The organism is Paeniglutamicibacter antarcticus, assembly GCF_039544305.1.
In the GTDB taxonomy this organism is placed as follows: domain Bacteria; phylum Actinomycetota; class Actinomycetes; order Actinomycetales; family Micrococcaceae; genus Paeniglutamicibacter; species Paeniglutamicibacter antarcticus_C.
Window position 1 is genome coordinate 67,723 of record NZ_BAABLK010000035.1, and the last position, 18,905, is coordinate 86,627.

13 protein-coding genes are annotated in these 18,905 nt (G+C 64.9%); 6 read left to right on the forward strand and 7 right to left on the reverse strand.

Going from position 1 to position 18,905, the window contains the following annotated elements:
* Nucleotides 1-130 precede the first annotated feature (130 nt).
* From ABEA12_RS13420 to ABEA12_RS13435, 4 genes are all read right to left on the reverse strand, one after another.
* Entirely contained in the window at nucleotides 131-982 is an 852-nt protein-coding gene (locus ABEA12_RS13420) for a MetQ/NlpA family ABC transporter substrate-binding protein (RefSeq protein ID WP_210100319.1), read from the reverse strand.
* A gap of 120 nt (nucleotides 983-1,102) precedes the next feature.
* Nucleotides 1,103-1,783 carry a methionine ABC transporter permease gene (locus tag ABEA12_RS13425; protein ID WP_210100320.1) on the reverse strand — a complete coding sequence of 227 codons (681 nt, stop codon included), beginning with the start codon at nucleotides 1,781-1,783 and terminating at the stop codon, nucleotides 1,103-1,105.
* A gap of 3 nt (nucleotides 1,784-1,786) precedes the next feature.
* Nucleotides 1,787-2,767: a methionine ABC transporter ATP-binding protein gene (locus ABEA12_RS13430; protein WP_210100321.1), complete on the reverse strand. Its 981-nt coding sequence runs from the start codon at nucleotides 2,765-2,767 to the stop codon at nucleotides 1,787-1,789.
* A gap of 404 nt (nucleotides 2,768-3,171) precedes the next feature.
* The gene (locus ABEA12_RS13435) at nucleotides 3,172-3,852 is read right to left on the reverse strand and encodes a 3'-5' exonuclease (RefSeq protein ID WP_210100322.1); all 681 of its coding nucleotides are present in this window, start codon (nucleotides 3,850-3,852) and stop codon (nucleotides 3,172-3,174) included.
* A 119-nt stretch (nucleotides 3,853-3,971) separates the two neighbouring features.
* Between ABEA12_RS13435 and ABEA12_RS13440 the strand changes: the two genes are divergently transcribed.
* The 3 genes from ABEA12_RS13440 to ABEA12_RS13450 are packed head-to-tail and all read left to right on the forward strand — an operon-like array spanning nucleotide 3,972 to nucleotide 11,253.
* The gene (locus ABEA12_RS13440) at nucleotides 3,972-4,379 is read left to right on the forward strand and encodes an MGMT family protein (protein WP_345468609.1); all 408 of its coding nucleotides are present in this window, start codon (nucleotides 3,972-3,974) and stop codon (nucleotides 4,377-4,379) included.
* Between the two features lie 8 nt (nucleotides 4,380-4,387).
* Entirely contained in the window at nucleotides 4,388-7,738 is a 3,351-nt protein-coding gene (locus ABEA12_RS13445; RefSeq protein WP_345468611.1) for an ATP-dependent helicase, read from the forward strand.
* On the forward strand, nucleotides 7,735-11,253 hold the full coding sequence (locus tag ABEA12_RS13450) for an ATP-dependent helicase (RefSeq protein WP_210100324.1): 3,519 nt from the start codon (nucleotides 7,735-7,737) through the stop codon (nucleotides 11,251-11,253). Before ABEA12_RS13445 ends, ABEA12_RS13450 begins: the two co-directional genes overlap by 4 nt.
* Nucleotides 11,254-11,344: 91 nt before the next feature.
* Here ABEA12_RS13450 and ABEA12_RS13455 read toward each other — a convergent pair whose 3' ends face one another.
* Entirely contained in the window at nucleotides 11,345-12,016 is a 672-nt protein-coding gene (locus ABEA12_RS13455) for a hypothetical protein (RefSeq protein WP_210100325.1), read from the reverse strand.
* Nucleotides 12,017-12,167: 151 nt separating this feature from the next.
* The gene (locus ABEA12_RS13460; protein ID WP_345468614.1) at nucleotides 12,168-13,568 is read right to left on the reverse strand and encodes a phosphotransferase; all 1,401 of its coding nucleotides are present in this window, start codon (nucleotides 13,566-13,568) and stop codon (nucleotides 12,168-12,170) included.
* A 236-nt stretch (nucleotides 13,569-13,804) separates the two neighbouring features.
* On the opposite strand from ABEA12_RS13460, the gene nudC reads away from it, so the two are divergent.
* Together nudC and ABEA12_RS13470 are read left to right on the forward strand one after the other, a co-directional pair.
* A complete protein-coding gene (gene nudC / locus ABEA12_RS13465; protein WP_210100326.1) occupies nucleotides 13,805-14,770 on the forward strand; it encodes an NAD(+) diphosphatase in 966 nt (321 codons plus the stop codon).
* Nucleotides 14,771-14,773: 3 nt separating this feature from the next.
* The gene (locus ABEA12_RS13470) at nucleotides 14,774-16,915 is read left to right on the forward strand and encodes an ATP-dependent DNA helicase UvrD2 (protein WP_210100327.1); all 2,142 of its coding nucleotides are present in this window, start codon (nucleotides 14,774-14,776) and stop codon (nucleotides 16,913-16,915) included.
* A 19-nt stretch (nucleotides 16,916-16,934) separates the two neighbouring features.
* On the opposite strand, the gene ABEA12_RS13475 is transcribed toward ABEA12_RS13470, so the two are convergent.
* Nucleotides 16,935-17,945 (reverse strand): ThiF family adenylyltransferase, encoded by a 1,011-nt coding sequence (locus ABEA12_RS13475; RefSeq protein ID WP_210100328.1) that lies wholly within the window; start codon nucleotides 17,943-17,945, stop codon nucleotides 16,935-16,937.
* Between the two features lie 225 nt (nucleotides 17,946-18,170).
* On the opposite strand from ABEA12_RS13475, the gene ABEA12_RS13480 reads away from it, so the two are divergent.
* Complete coding sequence (locus ABEA12_RS13480; RefSeq protein ID WP_210100329.1) at nucleotides 18,171-18,863, forward strand: M48 family metallopeptidase; 693 nt, start codon at nucleotides 18,171-18,173, stop codon at nucleotides 18,861-18,863.
* Nucleotides 18,864-18,905 lie beyond the last annotated feature (42 nt).

An 18,905-nucleotide genomic window follows, 5' to 3' on the forward strand; every position in this document is an offset into this window, starting at 1 on the left:
AAGCGTTGCTCTGGGTTTTTTGCCTTAACCAAGATGGTGCGCAGCCCCCGACACGAGTCTTCGGTAGAGGGGATGCGCACCACGAGGGTTGATTTTGTTTTCCCGGCATCCAGCGCCGGGCAACGAGATGTTAGGTGGCCGGGATGACCGAACCCTCGGTCCACGTGGTCTTGATGTATTCCGCGACCTCATCGGAGTGGAGAAGCTCCTCGAGCTTCGCGACTCCTGCGCTTTCTTCGCCCTCGCGCCAGGTCAGGAAGTTGGCGTTCGGGTTGTTCTCGGGCGATTCCTGGGCCAGGATCTCATTGGCGTCAAGCTTGGCCTGGATGATGTAGTTGCCGTTCACCACGGCCAGGCCGACGGTGGGGTCCTCCTGGTAGAACTTCGGCACCTGCTCGGAGTTCACTTCCTGGAACTTGAGCTTCTTCGGGTTCTTGGCGGCATCGTCCTGCACCGTCAAGGCGGAGTCTTTGTCGTCTAGGTCCGCGAGCAACCCGGCGGATTCCAGTACGCGCATTCCGCGGATCTGGTTGACGGGGTCGTTGTTCAAGACCACGACGGCTCCCTCTTCAACCGAGGCCGCGTCCTTGTACTTCTTGGAGAACACGGTCAGCGGCTCCACGTGGACGCCCGCACCGTGGTCGAACTTGTAGCCCTTGGTCGCCACCTGGTCATCCAGGTAGGCCTGGGTCTGGAAGTAGTTGGCATCGATGGTGCCGTCGCTCAGGGCGATGTTCGGAGTCTGGTAGTCATCGATCTCGGTAATTTCCAGGTCAATGCCGGCATCCTTGGCGAGCTTCTCGTCGATGAACTCAAGGATCTGTGCGTGCGGGATCGGGCTGGCACCGACCTTCACGATCGTGGGGTTGGCGGGGTCGAGCTTGGCATCCGCGCTGGGGGCAGCGGCAGTGCCGCCACCGCAAGCCGTCAGTGCGAACAAAGTGGCGACACCAGTCAGGGCAAGTGCGAGTTTCTTACGCATTGGCTGCGTTCCTTTACATCAAGACCCGTGTTTCTTGGACATCGGGCGGCTTACGCGGCTAGCGGCTACTGGCTGCGTGCCGACGGAACGAACCGCCGGAATACTGTGGATGGTGAACGTCTAGCGGTGGTCGACCACGCGGGCGAACCAGTCACCGAGGATCTGGACGAACTGGACCAGGACGACCATGATCACGATGGTGACCATCATGATGGTGAAGTCGTAGCGCTGGAACCCGTAGTTGTAGGCCAATCGCCCCAGCCCACCTCCGCCGACCAGGCCCGCCATCGCGGAGTACCCGATGAGGGTGACGATGGTCGTGGTGGCCGCGGCGATGATCCCGGGCAGCGCCTCGGGAACCAGGACCTTGCGCACGACCTGCAGCTTGGTCGAACCCATGACCAAGGCGGCGTCGATTTTTCCGGAGGAGACATCACGCAGCGCCGTTTCCACCAACCGGGCGAAGAACGGGATGGTCCCGATGGTCAGGGACACCGATGCGGCGACGGGGCCCAGCGAGGTGCCCACCACCAGTGCGGCAAAAGGAATCAGGGAAACCATCAGGATGGCAAACGGGATCGAGCGGGTGATGTTCACGATGATTCCCGAGAGCACCACGTTGAGCCAGCGGATCGGGGTGAGTCCGCCGCGGGCGGTGTTCAGCAACAGGACGCCCAGCGGCAAGCCGATCACGACGGTGAACAGCGCGGAGATCCCCGTCATTTGCAGGGTCTCGAGCGTCGCAGGCCACATGGCCTTGGTAATGCCGGGATTGGCTATTAGGTCGTTGAAGAAGTCCATGGACTACTTGGCCTCCTTGAGCGTCACGGCAACGCCGTTGGCGAGCAGGTGATTGGTGATGGCGGTGATGTCCGAGCCCTCGGGAAGCTGGATGCGCAGGTGCGCAAACTGGTGCTCACCGAGCTGCTCAACGGACCCGGCCAAGACGTTGACATCGGTGTCGAAGGTGCGCGCGATAGAGGAGATGACCGGATCGGCAGCCTGGTCCCCGGAGTAGAGCAGGTCCAGAACGACTCCGGCGGGCAGTCCCTCGGGCATCGGCAACAACGCCTGGGAGAGCCTTCCTGCGGGATCGGCCACAACCTTGGCGATGTCCCCGTGTTCGACGATGCGCCCTGCCTCGAGCAGCGAGACGGAGTCGCAGGCCTGCTTCACGACGTACATTTCGTGGGTGATGATCAGCACGGTGAGGTTCAGTCTGTCGCGCACCGACTTGATGAGGGTAAGGATCTCGTCGGTGGTCTTGGGATCCAGTGCGCTGGTGGGCTCGTCGCACAGCAGCACATCGGGATCCGAGGACAGTGCCCGGGCAATGCCCACGCGCTGGCGCTGTCCACCGGAGAGCTGCGCCGGGTAGGCATCGGCGAACTGGGTCAGCCCAACGAGTTCCAGGAGGGCAGAGACCTTTGGCGCGATCTTGGCCTTGGGCGTGCCGATCAATTCAAGGGGGAAGGCCACGTTCTGTGCCGTGGTGCGCGAGTCCATCAGGTTCGCATGCTGGAAGACCATGCCGATGCGACGCCGTGCGGTGCGCAGATCGCTGTCGGAGACGTTGGCCAGTTCCTTGTTGTTCACAGAGACGGACCCGGAGGTGGGTCGATCCAGCAAGGTCAGGCAGCGCACGAGGGTTGACTTGCCTGCGCCTGAATGGCCAATGATGCCGTGGATTTGTCCGGCATCCACGCGCAGGGAGACACCGTCGAGGGCAACGACGGTGCGGTCGCCCTGCCGGTAGACCTTGCGCAGGTCGGTGACTGTGATCAAAAGGGGTGTCCTTAGCAATCAAACAAAGAAAAGGGGTACCAGTTATTCAATCACGATCGAACGATCGCAGCGCAATCGTGGCCAGATAGTGTTATTCCTTGCATCTCAACATCGCAAGGACAGGTTTGGGTGCTTGTTCATCGATTGAACGGACACTTCATCAAAGAACCCGATGAACGAGTCTTGTATTAGTGCTCAAAGGGGGTTCCCGGCCACGGGGTGAACTGGCACACGCCGGGGTTTGGGTCGGCAGGGGAGCGTCCATTCCGCGGTGGCGGGTGGATAGAGCGTCCGCCACCGCTGTCTGGTTGCCGGCGCCCAAGGCAGGGTGAAGCGAACGCGCCCACCACATGCCCAAGGGGACCCCCGGAAGGATCCCCGTGAATTGGTGTGTGCGGCGTTGACTAGGACTTGACGGGCCACTGACCGTCAACGACGGCGTCCGGGTTCTTGCGGCGGAAGTATTCCTGCAGGCTTGCTGCCTGCTCCGCTGCCCACTTGACCTGCCGGCCGTGCAATTCCCCTGGTTCGACCTGGAGCTGGGGGTACTTGGTGGCCTGCGCGTCGGCAATCCCGATGGTGGCTGCGGCATCGGCCGCGGAGGTGTGTGCGTTAAGCAACTTCACCCCGTAAAACTCGCTCATCACCGAAAGATTGCGCTTGCCGCGGCGGTACTTGTCGACCTGCTTGTCCAAGATGTAGGGGTCGATGACCGGGACCGGTGAGATCGGTGCCAACCCGTGGCGCTTGGCCTCTCGGTCGAGCACGGTGAAGTCATAGGCGGCGTTGAACGCCATCACCGGCATGGTCTGGAAGAGATCGGCCAGGAAAGCGGAGATCTCGGCCACCGCGGTAGCGGCATCCATGCCTTCGGCTTGGGCTTTGGCGGTGGAAATGCCATGGATGGCCGACGCCTCCTCGGGGATTGCCACCCCGGGGTCCACCAGCCATTCCTTGGACTGCAGGATTTCCGAGCGACCGTTGATCACAACGATTGAAGCGGTGACGATACGCGCATCGAGCGGATCGCGACCGGTGGTTTCGAGGTCGAACGCGGCGCGGGGGAGGGTGTGCCAAGAAGTCATGGGCCCAACGCTACCGGGAACGGGCGACACTTTGGCACACCGCAGCGCGGTTGTGGTTGGTTCGCGAAGCAGAGACCCGATAATGGGTGGATGGCCATGAGCATGTACGGGGGAGAACGGTGAACCAGCAACGTTGCGCGGCGACTGCCGATGATCCTTTCGCGGGTGCGGACCTGGAGTACGACGAAGCGGTGTTCGCCCTGGTTTCGATGATTCCCGCGGGCAAGGTGCTCTCCTACGGGGACGTCGCCGAACTGCTGGGTTCCGGCGGGCCGCGACAGGTCGGCAAGGCGATGGGCGGCAGCTCCGAGGGGTGTTGGTGGCGGGTCATCCGTTCCAACGGCACCCTGGCCCAAGAGCTGCAACAGCGCGCCCGGGTGCACTGGGAAAACGAGGCGATTCCTTGCACCGCGTCCGGGGTCAGGATGAAGCTGGCGCGCTGGATCCCCACGGAGGAGGAGCACCAGCGGATCGAGAAGCTGGCCGGCAAGCTCCCGATTCCAAAACGTCACCCGCGAATGATCTGATGGAGCACATGGACACCCTCGCCCCGACACCGAACCCCATGGCAACAGCCACCTGCGATGGACCGGATTTCGATGACGCGCAGCAGGAACTCTTGGACCTGGAACCCGGACACGGTCCGGTCCTGGTCCTGGGCGCACCTGGCACAGGAAAAACCACGACGCTGCTGCGGGTACTCGCCGGGCGACTGGATGCAGGGCTTGACCCGCAACATGTCTTGGTGCTTTCACCCACGCGGTCGGCGGCTGCCACGTTGCGCGAGGACCTCTCGGCCAGCACCGAGAAGACCTTCTCCGAGCCGGCTGTGCGAACCTGGTCTGCCTATGCATTCGACCTGATCCGCCGGGCCAGGCTCGAGGGCCTGCTGCCGGGACTGACGCGTCCGCCGCGCCTGCTCTCGGGGCCCGAGCAGGACACCCTGATCGGGCACCTGCTCGAGGGGCACGCGCAGGGGATCACTGCCGGACCCCAATGGCCAGAGTCCCTGGGTGAGGCCATCGGCACCCGCGGCTTCCGCAAGGAGCTGCGCGAACTCTTTGACCGGATCTCCGAGCACGGGTTGGAGGCCGGAACGCTGCAGGACCTCGGTGAGTCCCTGCTGCGTCCCGAATGGGTGGCCTCGGCACAGTTCTACCAGGAGTACCGAGACCTTTTGGACCTGGGCAGCGCCGAGGCATTCGACCCGGCGGGCTTGCTGGCCGCCGCGGCAAACATCCTCGAGGACAACCCCGGGTTTCTCGCCTCAGAGCACGAGCGGCTCCACCTGGTGATGGTTGATGACCTGCAGGAAGCCAACCCGGCGCAACAGCGCCTGCTCGCGATGCTGGCACGTGGACGGGACCTGCTGGCCTTCGCCGTGCCCGACAACGTGGTCCAGGGGTTCCGCGGTGCCCGTCCGGACATGCTGGGCGAATTCGGGCAGCGGCTGGGAACCAAGACAAACCCCGCCCGGAGGATCGAACTGACCACCTCCTACCGGCTGAACCACGAGCTGGCCGAGGCCTGGGGCAGGATCGCCAGGCGCATCCCGGTGGCAGCCGGGGCCAGCGGAAGGACCTTGGCTTTCCCCCACACGCAACAGCCCGCCCCCCGGGATGCCGCGACGGGCCCGGAGCCAGCGGAGCAAACAGCCCCCGATGAGCCCGCGCAGGTCCAACCGGCAAGCGTGGAGGTCGCGCTCGTGGACTCGCCGATCCATGAGCAACGCCTGGTGGCCCAACGGCTGCTGGAGGAACACCTGATCCACAAGCGCCCGCTGGAAACTATGGCGGTGATCCTGCGCAATGGAGCCCAGGTCCGCTCCATGGCCAAGTACCTGGCCGGGGCAGGGATCGCGGTGAATACCCCGCCGGCCGAAACACCGCTGCGCGAGGAACCGGCGGTGCGTCCGCTGCTGGATTTGATGCTGTTGGCCCTGACACCCGGGGCCGAGCCACAGGACCCCTTGCTGCTACAGGAATTGTTGATGTCCCGCTACGCGAACGCCTCGGCGCTCGATGTGCGCAGGTTGCGCCAGGGACTGCGTCGCCACGAGGTCGAACAAGGCGGAAACCTCTCCAGCGCCGAGCTGCTCGCCGGAATGCTCCAGGAGCTGGAGCTCTTGGAGACCATGGGACGGGAGGCCGCCGGGGCCAGGCGCCTGGCCAGGATGTACAAGGCGCTGGCCACGGAGCTCGAAAGCAGCAACGTCAACGCAGAAACCGCCTTGTGGTCGCTCTGGGCAGCCAGCGGCATGAGTGAGAAATGGACGAAGACCGCATTGGAGGGCGGGGTGCTGGGCAGCCGGGCGGACCACGACCTCGATGCGATGCTGGCCATCTTCCAATCCGCCGAACGCTTTGTTGACCAACTGCCGGGGTCCTCCGTCGCCCAGTTTGTCCAGCACGTGCTTGGACAGGAACTGCCCATGGACACCTTGGCCAGCAGAGGTGGCAACATTGCCTCGGTCCAGGTGCTCACCACCGCGGCCGCGGCCGGACGCCAATGGGACCTGGTGTTGATCCCCGGGATGCAGGAAGGGATCTGGCCCAACACCAAGTTGCGCGGGGAGCTTCTTGGTGGAGGGGCGCTCAGCGACGTGATCGAACATGGCCCGGCGATCCTGCCCGGGCGCAACCTGGCCTCGCTGATCCGCGAGACTCGGGCCGATGAACTGCGCACCTTCGCCAACGCGATCTCCCGCGCCGCCGAGAAAGCCATCGCCGTGGCCGTTGCCTCAGAAGACACCCAGCCATCATCGTTCCTTGACATCATCGACCCCCTCGGGGCGGTGGCGGGGCGACGCACCGTCTTCGTGCCAAGGCCCCGGACGCTGAGCGCGTTGGTTGCCGAACTGCGGCAGGCAGCCGAGGCCACCGCTTTTGATGATGCGCGGGCGCCGCTGCACCAAGATGCCACCGCTGTGCTGGGAACCCTTGTATCCACCGGGCATCCGGTTCGCGGTGCACACCCTGATGAGTGGTGGGGATTGGCCGAATCGACGTCCAGCGGAGCGGTGGTTCCGCTCGGGGAGCCGGTGAAGGTCTCGCCCTCGAAGGTCGAAGCGGTGATGAACTCCCCGCTGAACTGGTTTGTCCAGGCGGCCGGGGGAGAAGCCGCCACCGACTTCGCCAGGTCCCTGGGTACCTTGGTCCACTCCATCGCGGAGGAACATCCCGAAGCCAGCGGGGACCAATACCAGCAGGTGCTGGGTCAACGCTGGGGCGAACTGGAAATGCCGCAGAACTGGGAAGGGGCCCGGGACCGCGAGCGCGCCGAGGCGATGTTGAAGAAGCTGGCCGCCTACAACGTGATGATGCGCACCGCGAACAGGCGGCTGATCGGCCGGGAGATCCCCTTCGAGGTCGTTATCCCGGCCCCGGGCGATGCCACGACGCCCACCACCGAAGAACCGGACGCGCCGGCAGATCCGGGTGCCCCGCGAGCGGCACTGCTGCGCGGGGTCGTTGACCGGGTGGAAGCCGACGAGGCAGGAAACCCATGGGTGGTTGACCTGAAGACCGGCAAGTCCCAGCCCAGCGGCAAGGACGTTGAACGCCATCCGCAGCTCGGCGCTTACCAGGCAGCCGTCATCAACGGCGCGCTCGCCGGGAAGACCGCCGAGGAATTGACCCGGGTTCCCGCGGGGGCCTCGTTGGTCCAGCTTGGCACAAGCACCAAGTCCCCGCGCGAACAAGCCCAAGAGGCAATCACCACCGAGGATTGGGCCACGCCGATGGTGTTGGCGGCCGCAGCGTTGATGGGCGATGCAGACTTCCTCTCGCGCCACGACCCGGCGCGCGGCGGACGCAGCGGCAGCAACTGCCGCCTGCCCGGGATCTGTCCATTGTGTTCCGAGGGAAGGCAGGTCACCGAGCCATGAGCCGGATTCAAGAAGTGAACGACACGGCGCAGCATGCCCAGGCCGGGCTCGTTGAACCCTCGGCAGCCACGAGGACGTATTCGCCGCGCGAGCTCGCCGATATGCTCGACCAACACCGGCCCACCGACGAGCAGGCCGCGATCATCTCCTCCCCGCTGGAACCATTGCTGGTCATTGCCGGTGCGGGATCGGGCAAGACCGCCACCATGGCCGACAGGGTGATCTGGCTGGTGGCCAATAAATTCGTGCGCCCCGAGGAGATCCTCGGGGTGACCTTCACCCGCAAGGCCGCCGGCGAACTGGCCCAACGCATCCGCGGTCAGCTCGAGAAGCTCGCCCGCTCCGGGATCCTTGAGCTGGAGGACGAGGGGCTGCTGGATCCCACGGTGTCCACCTACCACTCCTACGCCAACACCTTGGTGAAGGAACACGGGCTGCGCATCGGCGTCGAGCCCGACACCGCATTGCTGGGCACCGCGCAGGCATGGCAGGTCGCTGCCGGGGTCATCGAATCCTACGACGGGGACTACGACCACTTGGCCTCCTCGAAGAACACGCTCATCGACGCGGTAGTGACCTTCGCCGGGGAATGCGCCGAGCACCTCGTGGACCTGGTGAGGGCCAAGGAATGGATCGATGACTTGGTGGGCAGGCTCGAGGCGCTGCCGTACCGGATCGACAAGCAGGCCGCGCCCTCACTCGATGCCCGCAAGTTGCTCGACAGGCTGCGCACTCGGGGCACCATTGCCGAGCTGGCCGTGGACTACGCTCGGGCAAAGGCCGCACGTGACGCCCTTGACTACGGCGACTTGGTGGCTCTTGCTGCGCGCATCGCCCGGGAGATCCCACAGGCCGCACACGGTGAACGCGCCCGCTTCAAGGTGGTGTTGCTCGACGAATTCCAGGACACCTCCCACGCCCAGATGGTCCTGTTCTCATGCATCTTCGGCGACGGACACGCACTGACGGCAGTGGGGGACCCAAACCAGTCCATCTACGGCTTCCGCGGGGCATCGGCCGGCCAGCTCTTTCGCTTCCCCACCGAGTTTCCTGCATTGGCGCACGGGAGCGGGGGTTCGCGGGACGGTGACGCGGCAGCGGCGGACAAGCCCCCTCGTCAGCTGCGTCCGGCTTCGGTGGCTTACCTAAGCACCGCCTGGCGCAACTCGATCAACGTGCTGGCGGCTGCCAACGCCGTCTCGGCACGGTTGAATTCCGTCGCGCCCGAGGGAATCAATGTCCCGTCGCTGAAACCCAGCGCATTTGCCGGGGAAGGATCAGTGGAGCTGGCCCGCTACGCGACCGGGGGCCAAGAAGCTGCGGCGCTGGCCCAACGTTTCCTTACCGAACGCCGGGTCTTTGCCGCCGAGAACGGACGCAATCCTACAATGGCGGTGCTTTGCCGTACGCGCTCGGCACTGATGCCGATAGCCCGAGGCCTCGAAGACGCCGGAATCCCCTATGAGATCCTGGGCCTGGGCGGACTGCTGGGCATGCCCGAGGTCGCCGACATCGTTGCCACCCTGCACGTGCTGGTGGATCCCAACCGCTCCGACCACCTGTTGCGGTTGCTGGCCGGAGCCCGCTGGCGCATCGGCCCGGCAGACCTGATGGCCTTCGCCGACTGGTCGCGCTTCCTGGCACGCCGTCGTGAATACGCTCTTCGGAACGGGGCAACCGAAAACCTCGAGGCGGTCGAAAGCGCCGAGGAGATCACCCGTGCCGAAGCACGCGCCGAACTCAACGATGCCGCCAGCCTTATCGAGGCCCTGGACTACCTGCCGCATCCTGACTGGGTCTCGGGCGACGGACGCGCGCTCAGCATCGAGGCGCTGGCCCGGCTGCGGCGCTTGCGTGATGAAATGCGATACTTGCGCGGCTTCATCGACGACGACCTGGCGACGCTGCTGCGCGAAACCGAACGCGCCATGAGCCTGGACATCGAGGTAGCTGCCAAGCCAGGGGTGGGCATCCACGAGGCCAGGCGCCATCTTGACGCTTTCGCTGACATCGCCCAGGACTACGCCAGCACTTCGGTCAGGGTGGACCTGGCAGGATTCCTGACCTGGTTGGAGGCCGCCGCCGAAAAGGAGGGCGGCCTGGCGATCGTGCCGGGGGAATCGAACCCGGACGCCGTGCAGCTGCTGACCATCCATGCCTCCAAGGGGCTGGAATGGGACGTGGTTGCCGTGACCGGCATGAATGAGGGGATCTTCCCCAGTGCCAACGACTCACGCTGGACCAGCGGGGACGCAGCGCTGCCGTGGCCGCTGCGCGGGGACAGGCACGATTTGCCGCAGTGGGACACCGACCAGGAGTCCCTTTTTGATGTGGTCAAGGCCGAAGGAATGTTCAAGTCCGAGGTGCTGGCCCACGCCGAGCTGGAGGAACGCAGGCTGGCCTACGTCGCACTGACACGGGCCAAGTCGCTGTTGGTTTGTTCGGCAACTGCATGGACGGGGACACGCACCAAACTCACGCAACCCTCCAGCTTCCTGCTGGACATGCTGGCGCTGGCGGACCCGCCGGGGCCCAGCGCCACTCGTACCGCATGGGTGGAGGACGAGGAAGCGCCCGAAGCCAACCCGTTCCGCGAACAGCCGCTGGAAGCCCGTTGGCCCTACGACCCGTTGGAGGGTCCCGTGGTTACTGGCGGTGGCGTGCAGCGGCCGCGCCCTGTGGGGCGCCGGGCGAAATTGGAAGCCGCAGCACATGCGGTGCTGGATGCCGCCGGGCCTGTCGCGGAGCATCCGCCCGAGCGCGCATCCGGGCAGAGCGGGGAAAATGGCGAGGGACAGGTGCCCGGCCAGGACCCATGGTGCACCCCGACGGGAGAGGCATGGTTCAAGGAAGCCGAACTGCTGCTGGCCCGCAGGGAACATGAAATCACCGCCGAGCGCACCACCGGGATCCCCAAGCACGTGCGGGCCTCGGTCTTCGTGGACCTGGCCACCGATGCCGAAGCCGTGCTCGCGGAGCTAAGGCGTCCGGTCCCTCGCCGTCCGGGAACCGCTGCTCGTCGCGGCACCGCGTTCCACGCGTGGCTCGAGGAGTACTTCGATGCCACCGGAATGCTCGAACTCGGCGACTATATGGAGGCCGCCGACGCCTACATCGACGATGCGCTGGACCTGGAAGAAATGAAGGGTGCGTTCCTCGCCTCTGAGTGGGCCGAGCGGCAACCGGCTTTTGTGGAAGCCGCCATCGAGACGCGCATCGGTCCGGTGTCCGTGCGTGGACGCATCGACGCGATCTTTCAGGAACCCGACGGCGCTTGGCTGCTGGTGGATTGGAAGACCGGGCGGGTTCCACGCGGAGAGGAACTGCGGATCAAGACGCTGCAACTGGCGGTGTACCGGCTGGGCTGGGCCCGCTTGCGCGGCATCGACGTGTCCGAGGTCCGTGCGGCGTTCTACTACGTGGGCTCCGGAACCACCATCAGGCCTCACGACCTGGCCGACGAGGCGGATCTCGAGAGACTGATCAGCGCGTCCATGAGCACACTGAACAAGTAGGAGCCAGCAACAATGGCGGAAGATATGCCGCGGGCCGGGAAGATCGATTACATCCGGTCTTCCCGGCCCGCGGCATTGTGGCCTTTGCGCCTTAGAGGCCTGGGATGCTCACGGTCTCGGAGTCCGCGGGGGCCTTGAACGGTGAAACGGCGTTCCAGTCGCTGAAGCTCATGTTTCCCGATCCGCTGCCCTTCGCGTCGGAACCCTCGACCTGCAACAGGTACGGTTCACCCTCGGCAGCGATCCAGTAGGCGTTCTCGTCACCGGTGTACTTGAATGCCTTCACGCCGGCCAGGTCCTCCAGGGACGAACCGGTGAACTTCCCCGAATCGGAGCCTTCAAAGTCGCCCGATGTCATGGTCTTGAGCATGGCACCTACGTTGAAGTCGCCGAATTGACTGGCATTGGAGGTGGAAATCCACTTGTCACCGACCAGCGAATCAATCATGCCCGCAGCTTCCTTCCCCGCGTCCAGGGAGACCGCTGCCTTGGAGTTGGAGCCGTCGTTGGTTCCGGCAAGATCCACCTTGATGATCTGGCCCTCCTGGGTGATCTCACCGGACATCGACACCGAGGTGGCGTTCTTGATGACTTCGGCAGTCTGGGGAAGGATCTTCGAAGCTTCGGGGACCTGGATCTGCTTCTCTGCCGGGGGATTCTCCGAACCAGCCGGATTTTCTGCCGAGCTGGAGCATCCGTCCAGGGCCAGCGCCGCTGAAGCTGCCACTGCCAGAAGCAAGGAGCTGCTCTTGAAGGTTTTCATTGGTTGGACTCCGCTGTGCGTTGAGGGTGAAAGTGATGCCGCAACGCTTGGGGGGGCGCCATTGCACGCCCATCAGTCTAGACAATGGATTTACTGTGAACCGCAAAAGGGGCTCCATGTCGGCAGGCTTGCCGACACGGAATCCGACCTGCTATTTGGGTTCGGTTGGTTGAATCGGGATCGCGGTGGTGTCGGCCCCGGCCGAATCCTTGGCAGGAGACTGTGCCGAGTCGTCCTTCGATCCGCTGTTGCCGCTGGTCGGCTCGCCGGCTCGCCCGGGAGCCGACTTGGAAGGCGCCGGTGTCTCTGCGGCCTTTTCGGGTGCAGGAACCGCAACGGGCTTGGGTGCTTCGGCCGGCTTCTGCGGGGACCCTGGCCGAACCGGCGGTGTCGCGGGTGGGCCGGGTACGGCGCTCACCGGGGAAGGCACTATCTTCAGTGCCGAGGTTTCCGGTTCCGCGGCGATTGCGCCAGCGCCGTCTTTGTCGGGCCTCGGGTCGGTCTCGCCTGCGGTGGCGGGAGTCTTGTCCGCGTCATGCCTCGGCGTTGTCTCGGCCGTCGTGTCGGAGCGCAGTGGTGCGGCGGCCAGCTCGGGACGGGAAGCGCGCGGTGGTTCAACCACGGAGATCGGCTGTCCGCCGTACTCCGCAATGTCAGAGTCCAGTTCCTCGAGCATGGTCTTGGCCTCGGCGATTCGGTCTGCTTCACCGCCGGCGATAGCCTTGACAAGCCACTGGGCCAGCGCAAACTCGGCGGCCAGCGATGCACGGCGCATGATGTGTGGGTCGGCGCGGTCCCCGCGCACGGCCACATAGCTTTCAAACGCGGCCTCGGCGAAGGACTGTTCGTGCACGGCTGCCAGCCACGCGAAGTCGTCGGCCGGGTCACCCACTTGCAGGTCCGTCCAACCGGTGACCGCAACGACCTTGGCGTCCTGGACCAGCAATTGGTCCTCATGCAGGTCCCCGTGGATGACGGTGGCGTTGAAGCGCCACAGCGCGACGTCTTCCAATGCATGTTCCCAGCGGCGCAGCAGGCGCGAGGGGATCATGCCGGTGGTGGCGGCGGCATCGAGCTCGTTCAGACGGCGCTGGCGCACCTGCTCGGCGGTGTAGGAAGGCAAATCGGCTCTATCGATCGCCGAGGCGGGCATGGAATGGATGGCGGCCATGACCGCGCCCAGGTCGCGGGCGCAACGTGAACCCAGGCCGACGAGGTCCTCCAGCGAGTACTGCCGGCCGGGCAGGTGGTTGTACACGAAGGTGCGCAGCGAACCCTGCCGCACGGTGCCGGCGACAGATGGCAGCTGGAAGGGAAGCGATGCGCGGATACCGGCGGAAAAGGCGCGCAGGGCGGCCAACTCGGTTTCCAGGCGCATGCTGGCTTCCTCGTGGCGCGGGGAACGCACGCGCCACCTGTTTTTCGCCGCATCGACGATGAGTACCGAGTCGAAATCGTTGGAGTCGTCAGGCAACGTGGCCACGCCCGTGGGCGCCAAGCCGGGTACCGCGGCGGTGGCGATGGCAGCGAGTTCCATGGGGGAGCGTTTCACAGTATCTACCGTAGTCCGCAAGCTGCGCCCGAGTACTGCCCGATCGCGGCGAGTCGTGCGATTGGCCACCATTCCCTGCTGGCGTCCAGCTTTCTCGCATGCAAGCCGGTACCCGGGAAGATGCGCTGGCCCGGCAGATGTCGATGGACTTGCAGCGTCCCCGTTTTGTGCGCTGATAGCCACAACCGGTGTCCTGAAGTATGCGTTGGTGCCAGTGGATCAGTACGGTGGATCCTATGAGCGAATCCGTGCAGCATCCCGTCACCAATCATCCGGCACTGGGAGCCTTGCCGCTGTCCCGCGTAGCCATCGACCGCGGCTGCGAGCAGCGCACAGAGGAAGGCTGGCTAGATACATTGCTCATGAATCCGGCAACCCTCCACTTGGTGATGATCGGTGGCCGTGCCCGTGTGGTTGACGGGACGCTGGTGCTTCTTGGGCTGGCTGAGGTGCCCGAGGGCGGAACCAAGGTCTACCTGGGCAATGACGGCAGCGCGGAAATCGTACTCCATGCCTTCCACGACGCCCCGGAGGCGACCGAAGGCGCGGTGGGCACCCATGCCACGCACCCCAGTGAATGGCTTGGCCTGCGTGATGTCGCCGCCGGGATCGGGGCCCGGGATGCGGGGCTCTTCGTGGAGGCCGTGGCCATCACCAACTGGAGCCACTCGATGAATTTCTGTCCCGGATGCGGTGGAGAGCTGATCGTACGTGACTCCGGGTGGGTCAAATATTGTCCAGCCGAGGAAAAATCGCATTTTCCGCGCACCGATCCCGCGGTGATCGTCGCAATCACCGATGCAGAGGACCGCTTGTTGCTGGGTGCGAACGCAGCGTGGGGCGGAACACGTTTCTCGACGCTGGCCGGATTCGTGGAGCCGGGAGAATCCTTGGAAGGCGCTGTTGTCCGCGAGGTTGCCGAGGAATCGGGGATCGTCGTGGAGAATCCGCGTTACATGGGGTCGCAACCCTGGCCTTTCCCGCGCTCCTTGATGCTGGGATTCACGGCCACCGCCCTTAGCACCGAGTTGAAGCCGGACGGTGTGGAGATCATCGACCTGCGCTGGTTCACCCGCGAGGAACTGGCTGCTGAAGTCCGTTCAGGTGCCATTACCGTCCCCTTAGGCGTTTCGATCTCCAGTGCGCTGATTGAGCAATGGTTCGGGGGCGCCTTGCCCGAGCCTGAAAGCCTGGAAAACTAGGCAATGACGGAGGCCAACAACATCGAAACGATTGAAAATCGAATCCTGGGTGGACTGGATGACGAGCAGCGACAGGTAGCCACTACGCTCAGCGGGCCGCTTTGTGTGCTGGCAGGTGCCGGGACCGGCAAGACGAGGGCCATCACCCACCGCATCGCCTACGGTGTGCACACCGGGGTCTATAAGCCGACCTCCTTGCTGGCTGTCACCTTCACCGCCAGGGCCGCGGCGGAAATGCGCTCCCGGTTGCGCGACCTTGGCGCCGGTGCGGTGCAGACCCGCACCTTCCACGCCGCTGCACTGCGCCAACTGCAGTACTTCTGGCCGCAGGCCATCGGTGGGCAGCTTCCCAGCATCGTAGATTACAAGGCGCCGCTGATTACCGAAGCCGCCCGACGGCTGCGGACCAACGCCGACCGGGCCACGGTCCGGGACCTAGCCAGTGAGATCGAATGGGCCAAGGTCTCGATGCTGACCCCGGAGTCATACGTGGCCGCAGCCAGCGACCGAGGGGAACCCGGTGGCTTGGATCCCATCACCGTCTCGCGAATCTTCCAGGCCTACGAGGATGTGAAGACCGACAGGCAATACATAGACTTCGAGGACGTGCTGCTGCTTACCGTCGCGATCCTGGAGGACGACGCCCGGGTGGCGGCCTCGGTACGCGAGCAATACAGGCACTTCGTTGTCGATGAGTACCAGGACGTTTCCCCGCTTCAGCAGCGGTTGCTGGATCTGTGGCTGGGCGGACGTGACGAACTTTGCGTGGTGGGCGATGCCTCACAGACCATTTACTCCTTCACCGGTGCCACCCCGCGTCACCTGCTTGATTTCACTTCCAGGTACGAACACGCCCCCGTGGTGAAACTTGTCCGTGACTATCGTTCCACTCCGCAGGTTGTCCACCTTGCCAACCGGGTGCTCGCCGCACGCCGACCCGAACCCGGGGTGCCTGACCGCGACATCGCTTGGCCCACGCCGCTGGAATTGATCGCCCAGCGCGAGAACGGTCCCGAGCCGACGTTCTACGAGGCCAAGGACGATGAGGTGGAGGCGGCGGAAGCCGCCGCCAGGATCAAGAAACTGATTGCTGCCGGAACCCCCGCGGCGGAAATCGCGATCCTGTTCCGCACCAACGGGCAATCGGCTGCATACGAGCAGGCCTTGGCCGCCGCCGGGATCGGTTACCTGCTGCGCGGAGGGGAACGCTTCTTCGCCCGGCGGGAGGTACGTGATGCAATGCTCCAGTTGCGTTCCGCAGCCAGGCACACCACCACCGAGGCCGAAGGCCAGTCGGTGCCGCAATTGACCCGCGACATCCTGGTCTCCCTGGGCTACAGTGCCACCGCACCGACGGCGTCCGGCGCCGTGCGCGAAAAATGGGAGTCGCTCGGGGCACTGGTGGCGCTCGCCGACGAGATGGCCGAGGCCCGCGCCGGATCCGAGATCCCGTTCACCCTCGGGCTCTTCGTCGCCGAGCTGGAGGAACGCGCCGCCAGCCAGCACGCACCGACGTTGCAAGGGGTGACCCTGGCCTCATTGCACTCGGCCAAGGGCCTGGAGTGGGATGCCGTGTTCCTGGTTGGGCTTTCCGAGGGTTTGATGCCGATTTCGTTCGCCGACGACCAAGCCGGATACGACGAGGAACGACGGTTGCTCTACGTGGGCATCACCCGTGCCCGGAAGCATCTGGGCCTTTCGTGGTCCTTGGCCCGGACCCCTGGAGGACGGGCGAACCGCAGGCCATCGCGTTTCCTTGACGGGTTGCGCCCGGCTGGCGCTTCGAAGACGGCAGTGGCGCCGCGGACCGCCCGGCGCAAGAGCCCGGCCGGACCGCCGATGTGCAGGGTTTGCGGCACGTTGCTCACCAGTGCCACGGAACGAAAACTGAACCGTTGCGGAAGCTGCCCGGCGGGATACGACGAGGCAGTGTTCGAATCGCTGCGGACTTGGCGCTTGGGCGTAGCCCAGTCCAACTCCTTGCCCGCCTTTGTGATCTTCACCGATGCCACGCTGATGGCGATCGCCGAAGCCAACCCGTCGGGGGTTTCGGAGCTGGGACGGGTTGCCGGGGTCGGCAAGAGCAAGCTGGACCGGTACGGAGAAGCAGTGCTGGCGATCCTGGCCGGCGAAAGCGCCGACTGAGGCAGCGGGTGCGGCTCGTTCAAGCCGCGACAGGGTCCAAGCAACGGCAGTGAGGCCGGGCCTTTGCCGGTACCGACGTGGTGGAACCGGTGGGCAGGTCGCACATGATCATGGATCCGGCCGCAGATGGGATATTGATGCGGTCCAGCACCATCAAAACCTGCATCGCCGCCATGCCCGCGGCCAGCGCAGCCAGCGATGACTCTGGTCTGGGCACCGCACCGATCCCGGTACACTCGGGCAGCATGTGCAGCGTCGGATCGCACTGTTCCCATGCGCACCGTGCACACATGGTCAGCCCCGGCAGGCACAGCGGGCCAAGGTTCATTCCTGTATCGGTGAACAGCACCGGAAGCATCGACGCATCCTCGGTGAGCGTATCCAAGCGTGGGAGGTTCCCGCCGGAAACAACCACGGCGATGTCCAGTGGTTCGGCGGCTGGACCTCGAACAGCGGTTTCCGCCACCCGCAGTTGAGGGTAGATCGGTTGCAGGGCGCGGGCTGTGGCCCGGGCGCGGCCGGAACCCACGCTGGTGATGCCGGTGGTGCCGGCACCCAGGTCGCCCGCATCGATCGGGTCCGGATCAATGAGAAGCAAGCCACCGACGCCGGCTGCGGCCAGGATATGCGCCAGCAACTGGCCCATCCTTCCGCAACCGTGCACCGCCACCCTGGCCTCGGTGCGGTGCCGCAGCACTTCGACAGCGTCCATGCGGTAGCTGGCACTCCACGCCAATACATCCGGTAGAAGCCTTTCACCGAGCCCTTGGCCGGCCACGGGCTGGGATGTCAAGGACGTAGGGGAGTCGAGAAGTACAGGAGCCAGCATCGAGAGGATCTCGGCGCGGCGTGCGGGCCCAGGTTCACCCCCGTGCGCTGGAGAGCTTGCGCGAACGCCTTGGCCGAGAGAGAGCACGAAACGCTTCTCATCGTCGCTGAGCCCGGTTATCCAGCGGGCACGCTGCCCGGTTCCAATCTGGATGACGTCCTCCACTAGGCTGAGTACCTGTAAACCCGGGTTGATTCTCATGACGTTGCTCCTTGACCGAGGGCGGGCGCCTGCCGGAAGCCGTTTCTGATGGTGCCCTGTATCCACCCATCGTGGCACCGGGATCCGCTACCCGAACGGCTGTCCACATCTCGGAGCGGGAGAGTGCCGAAGCGGTGGGCGGGGCATTATGGTCAACAGGAATGCAATCGCCGCAGACGAACATGTCAAGCTAAACCATGGCATGCGGCAAAGGGAAGAGAGGACATGAACGTGCGCACCGAACCATCCACGATCGAATACCTGGACGCCGAGGGCACGCCCGTCCGCGTGGTGCGCTCGGCCCGTCGCAAGAAGACGATCTCCGGTGCCTGGAAGCAAGACACGATGGTGGTTTCCGTTCCTGCCGGCCTGACCGAGGCCGCGGAACGGATGCTTGTCGATGACATGGTCAAGAAGGTCAAGCGCAAGGTGGATCGGGGAACCGGGGTGGATGCCGATGCGCAACTGCTGGCCCGGGCGCACGAGATGGACGTCCAGCTCTTTGCCCGGCGCGCCAACCCGGTCTCTGTGCGGTGGGTGTCCAACCAGAATACGAGGTGGGGATCGGCAAGCTTGGCCAGCCGTCGGATCCGGCTCTCGGAGAAGCTGCGTTCAATGCCGCAGTGGGTGCAGGACTATGTGCTTGCGCATGAGCTGGCGCACCTTGTCGAGCCGCGCGACGGGCACGGCCCCCGGTTCAAGGCAGCGCTGGATAGGTACCCACGGGTCAACGATGCCAAGATCTTCCTGGCCGGGGCCAGCCACGGTTTCCACGCTGCGGAGCGCGCAGCGACGCAACCAGGACTCGCCGAGCAGTCGATGGGCGATGATGAGGATTTCGACGACTTCGGGGACTATGACGAGTTCCCCGGGCTTTGGGACAAAGGAACCGGGAGCCAGGGCCAGCTCTTCGGATAGTCCCGTCGTTCAGCCCGGGTGCACAATCCCGGTGGAAGAACT

What these genes read in the sequence shown, in the direction of transcription:
- ABEA12_RS13420 (WP_210100319.1), bottom strand. Translation starts at nt 982, where the DNA reads ATGCGTAAGAAACTCGCACTTGCCCTGACTGGTGTCGCCACTTTGTTC.
- ABEA12_RS13425 (WP_210100320.1), bottom strand. Translation starts at nt 1,783, where the DNA reads ATGGACTTCTTCAACGACCTAATAGCCAATCCCGGCATTACCAAGGCC.
- ABEA12_RS13435 (WP_210100322.1), bottom strand. Translation starts at nt 3,852, where the DNA reads ATGACTTCTTGGCACACCCTCCCCCGCGCCGCGTTCGACCTCGAAACC.
- ABEA12_RS13445 (WP_345468611.1), top strand. Translation starts at nt 4,388, where the DNA reads ATGGACACCCTCGCCCCGACACCGAACCCCATGGCAACAGCCACCTGC.
- ABEA12_RS13450 (WP_210100324.1), top strand. Translation starts at nt 7,735, where the DNA reads ATGAGCCGGATTCAAGAAGTGAACGACACGGCGCAGCATGCCCAGGCC.
- ABEA12_RS13455 (WP_210100325.1), bottom strand. Translation starts at nt 12,016, where the DNA reads ATGAAAACCTTCAAGAGCAGCTCCTTGCTTCTGGCAGTGGCAGCTTCA.
- nudC (WP_210100326.1), top strand. Translation starts at nt 13,805, where the DNA reads ATGAGCGAATCCGTGCAGCATCCCGTCACCAATCATCCGGCACTGGGA.
- ABEA12_RS13470 (WP_210100327.1), top strand. Translation starts at nt 14,774, where the DNA reads ATGACGGAGGCCAACAACATCGAAACGATTGAAAATCGAATCCTGGGT.
- ABEA12_RS13475 (WP_210100328.1), bottom strand. Translation starts at nt 17,945, where the DNA reads ATGAGAATCAACCCGGGTTTACAGGTACTCAGCCTAGTGGAGGACGTC.
- ABEA12_RS13480 (WP_210100329.1), top strand. Translation starts at nt 18,171, where the DNA reads ATGAACGTGCGCACCGAACCATCCACGATCGAATACCTGGACGCCGAG.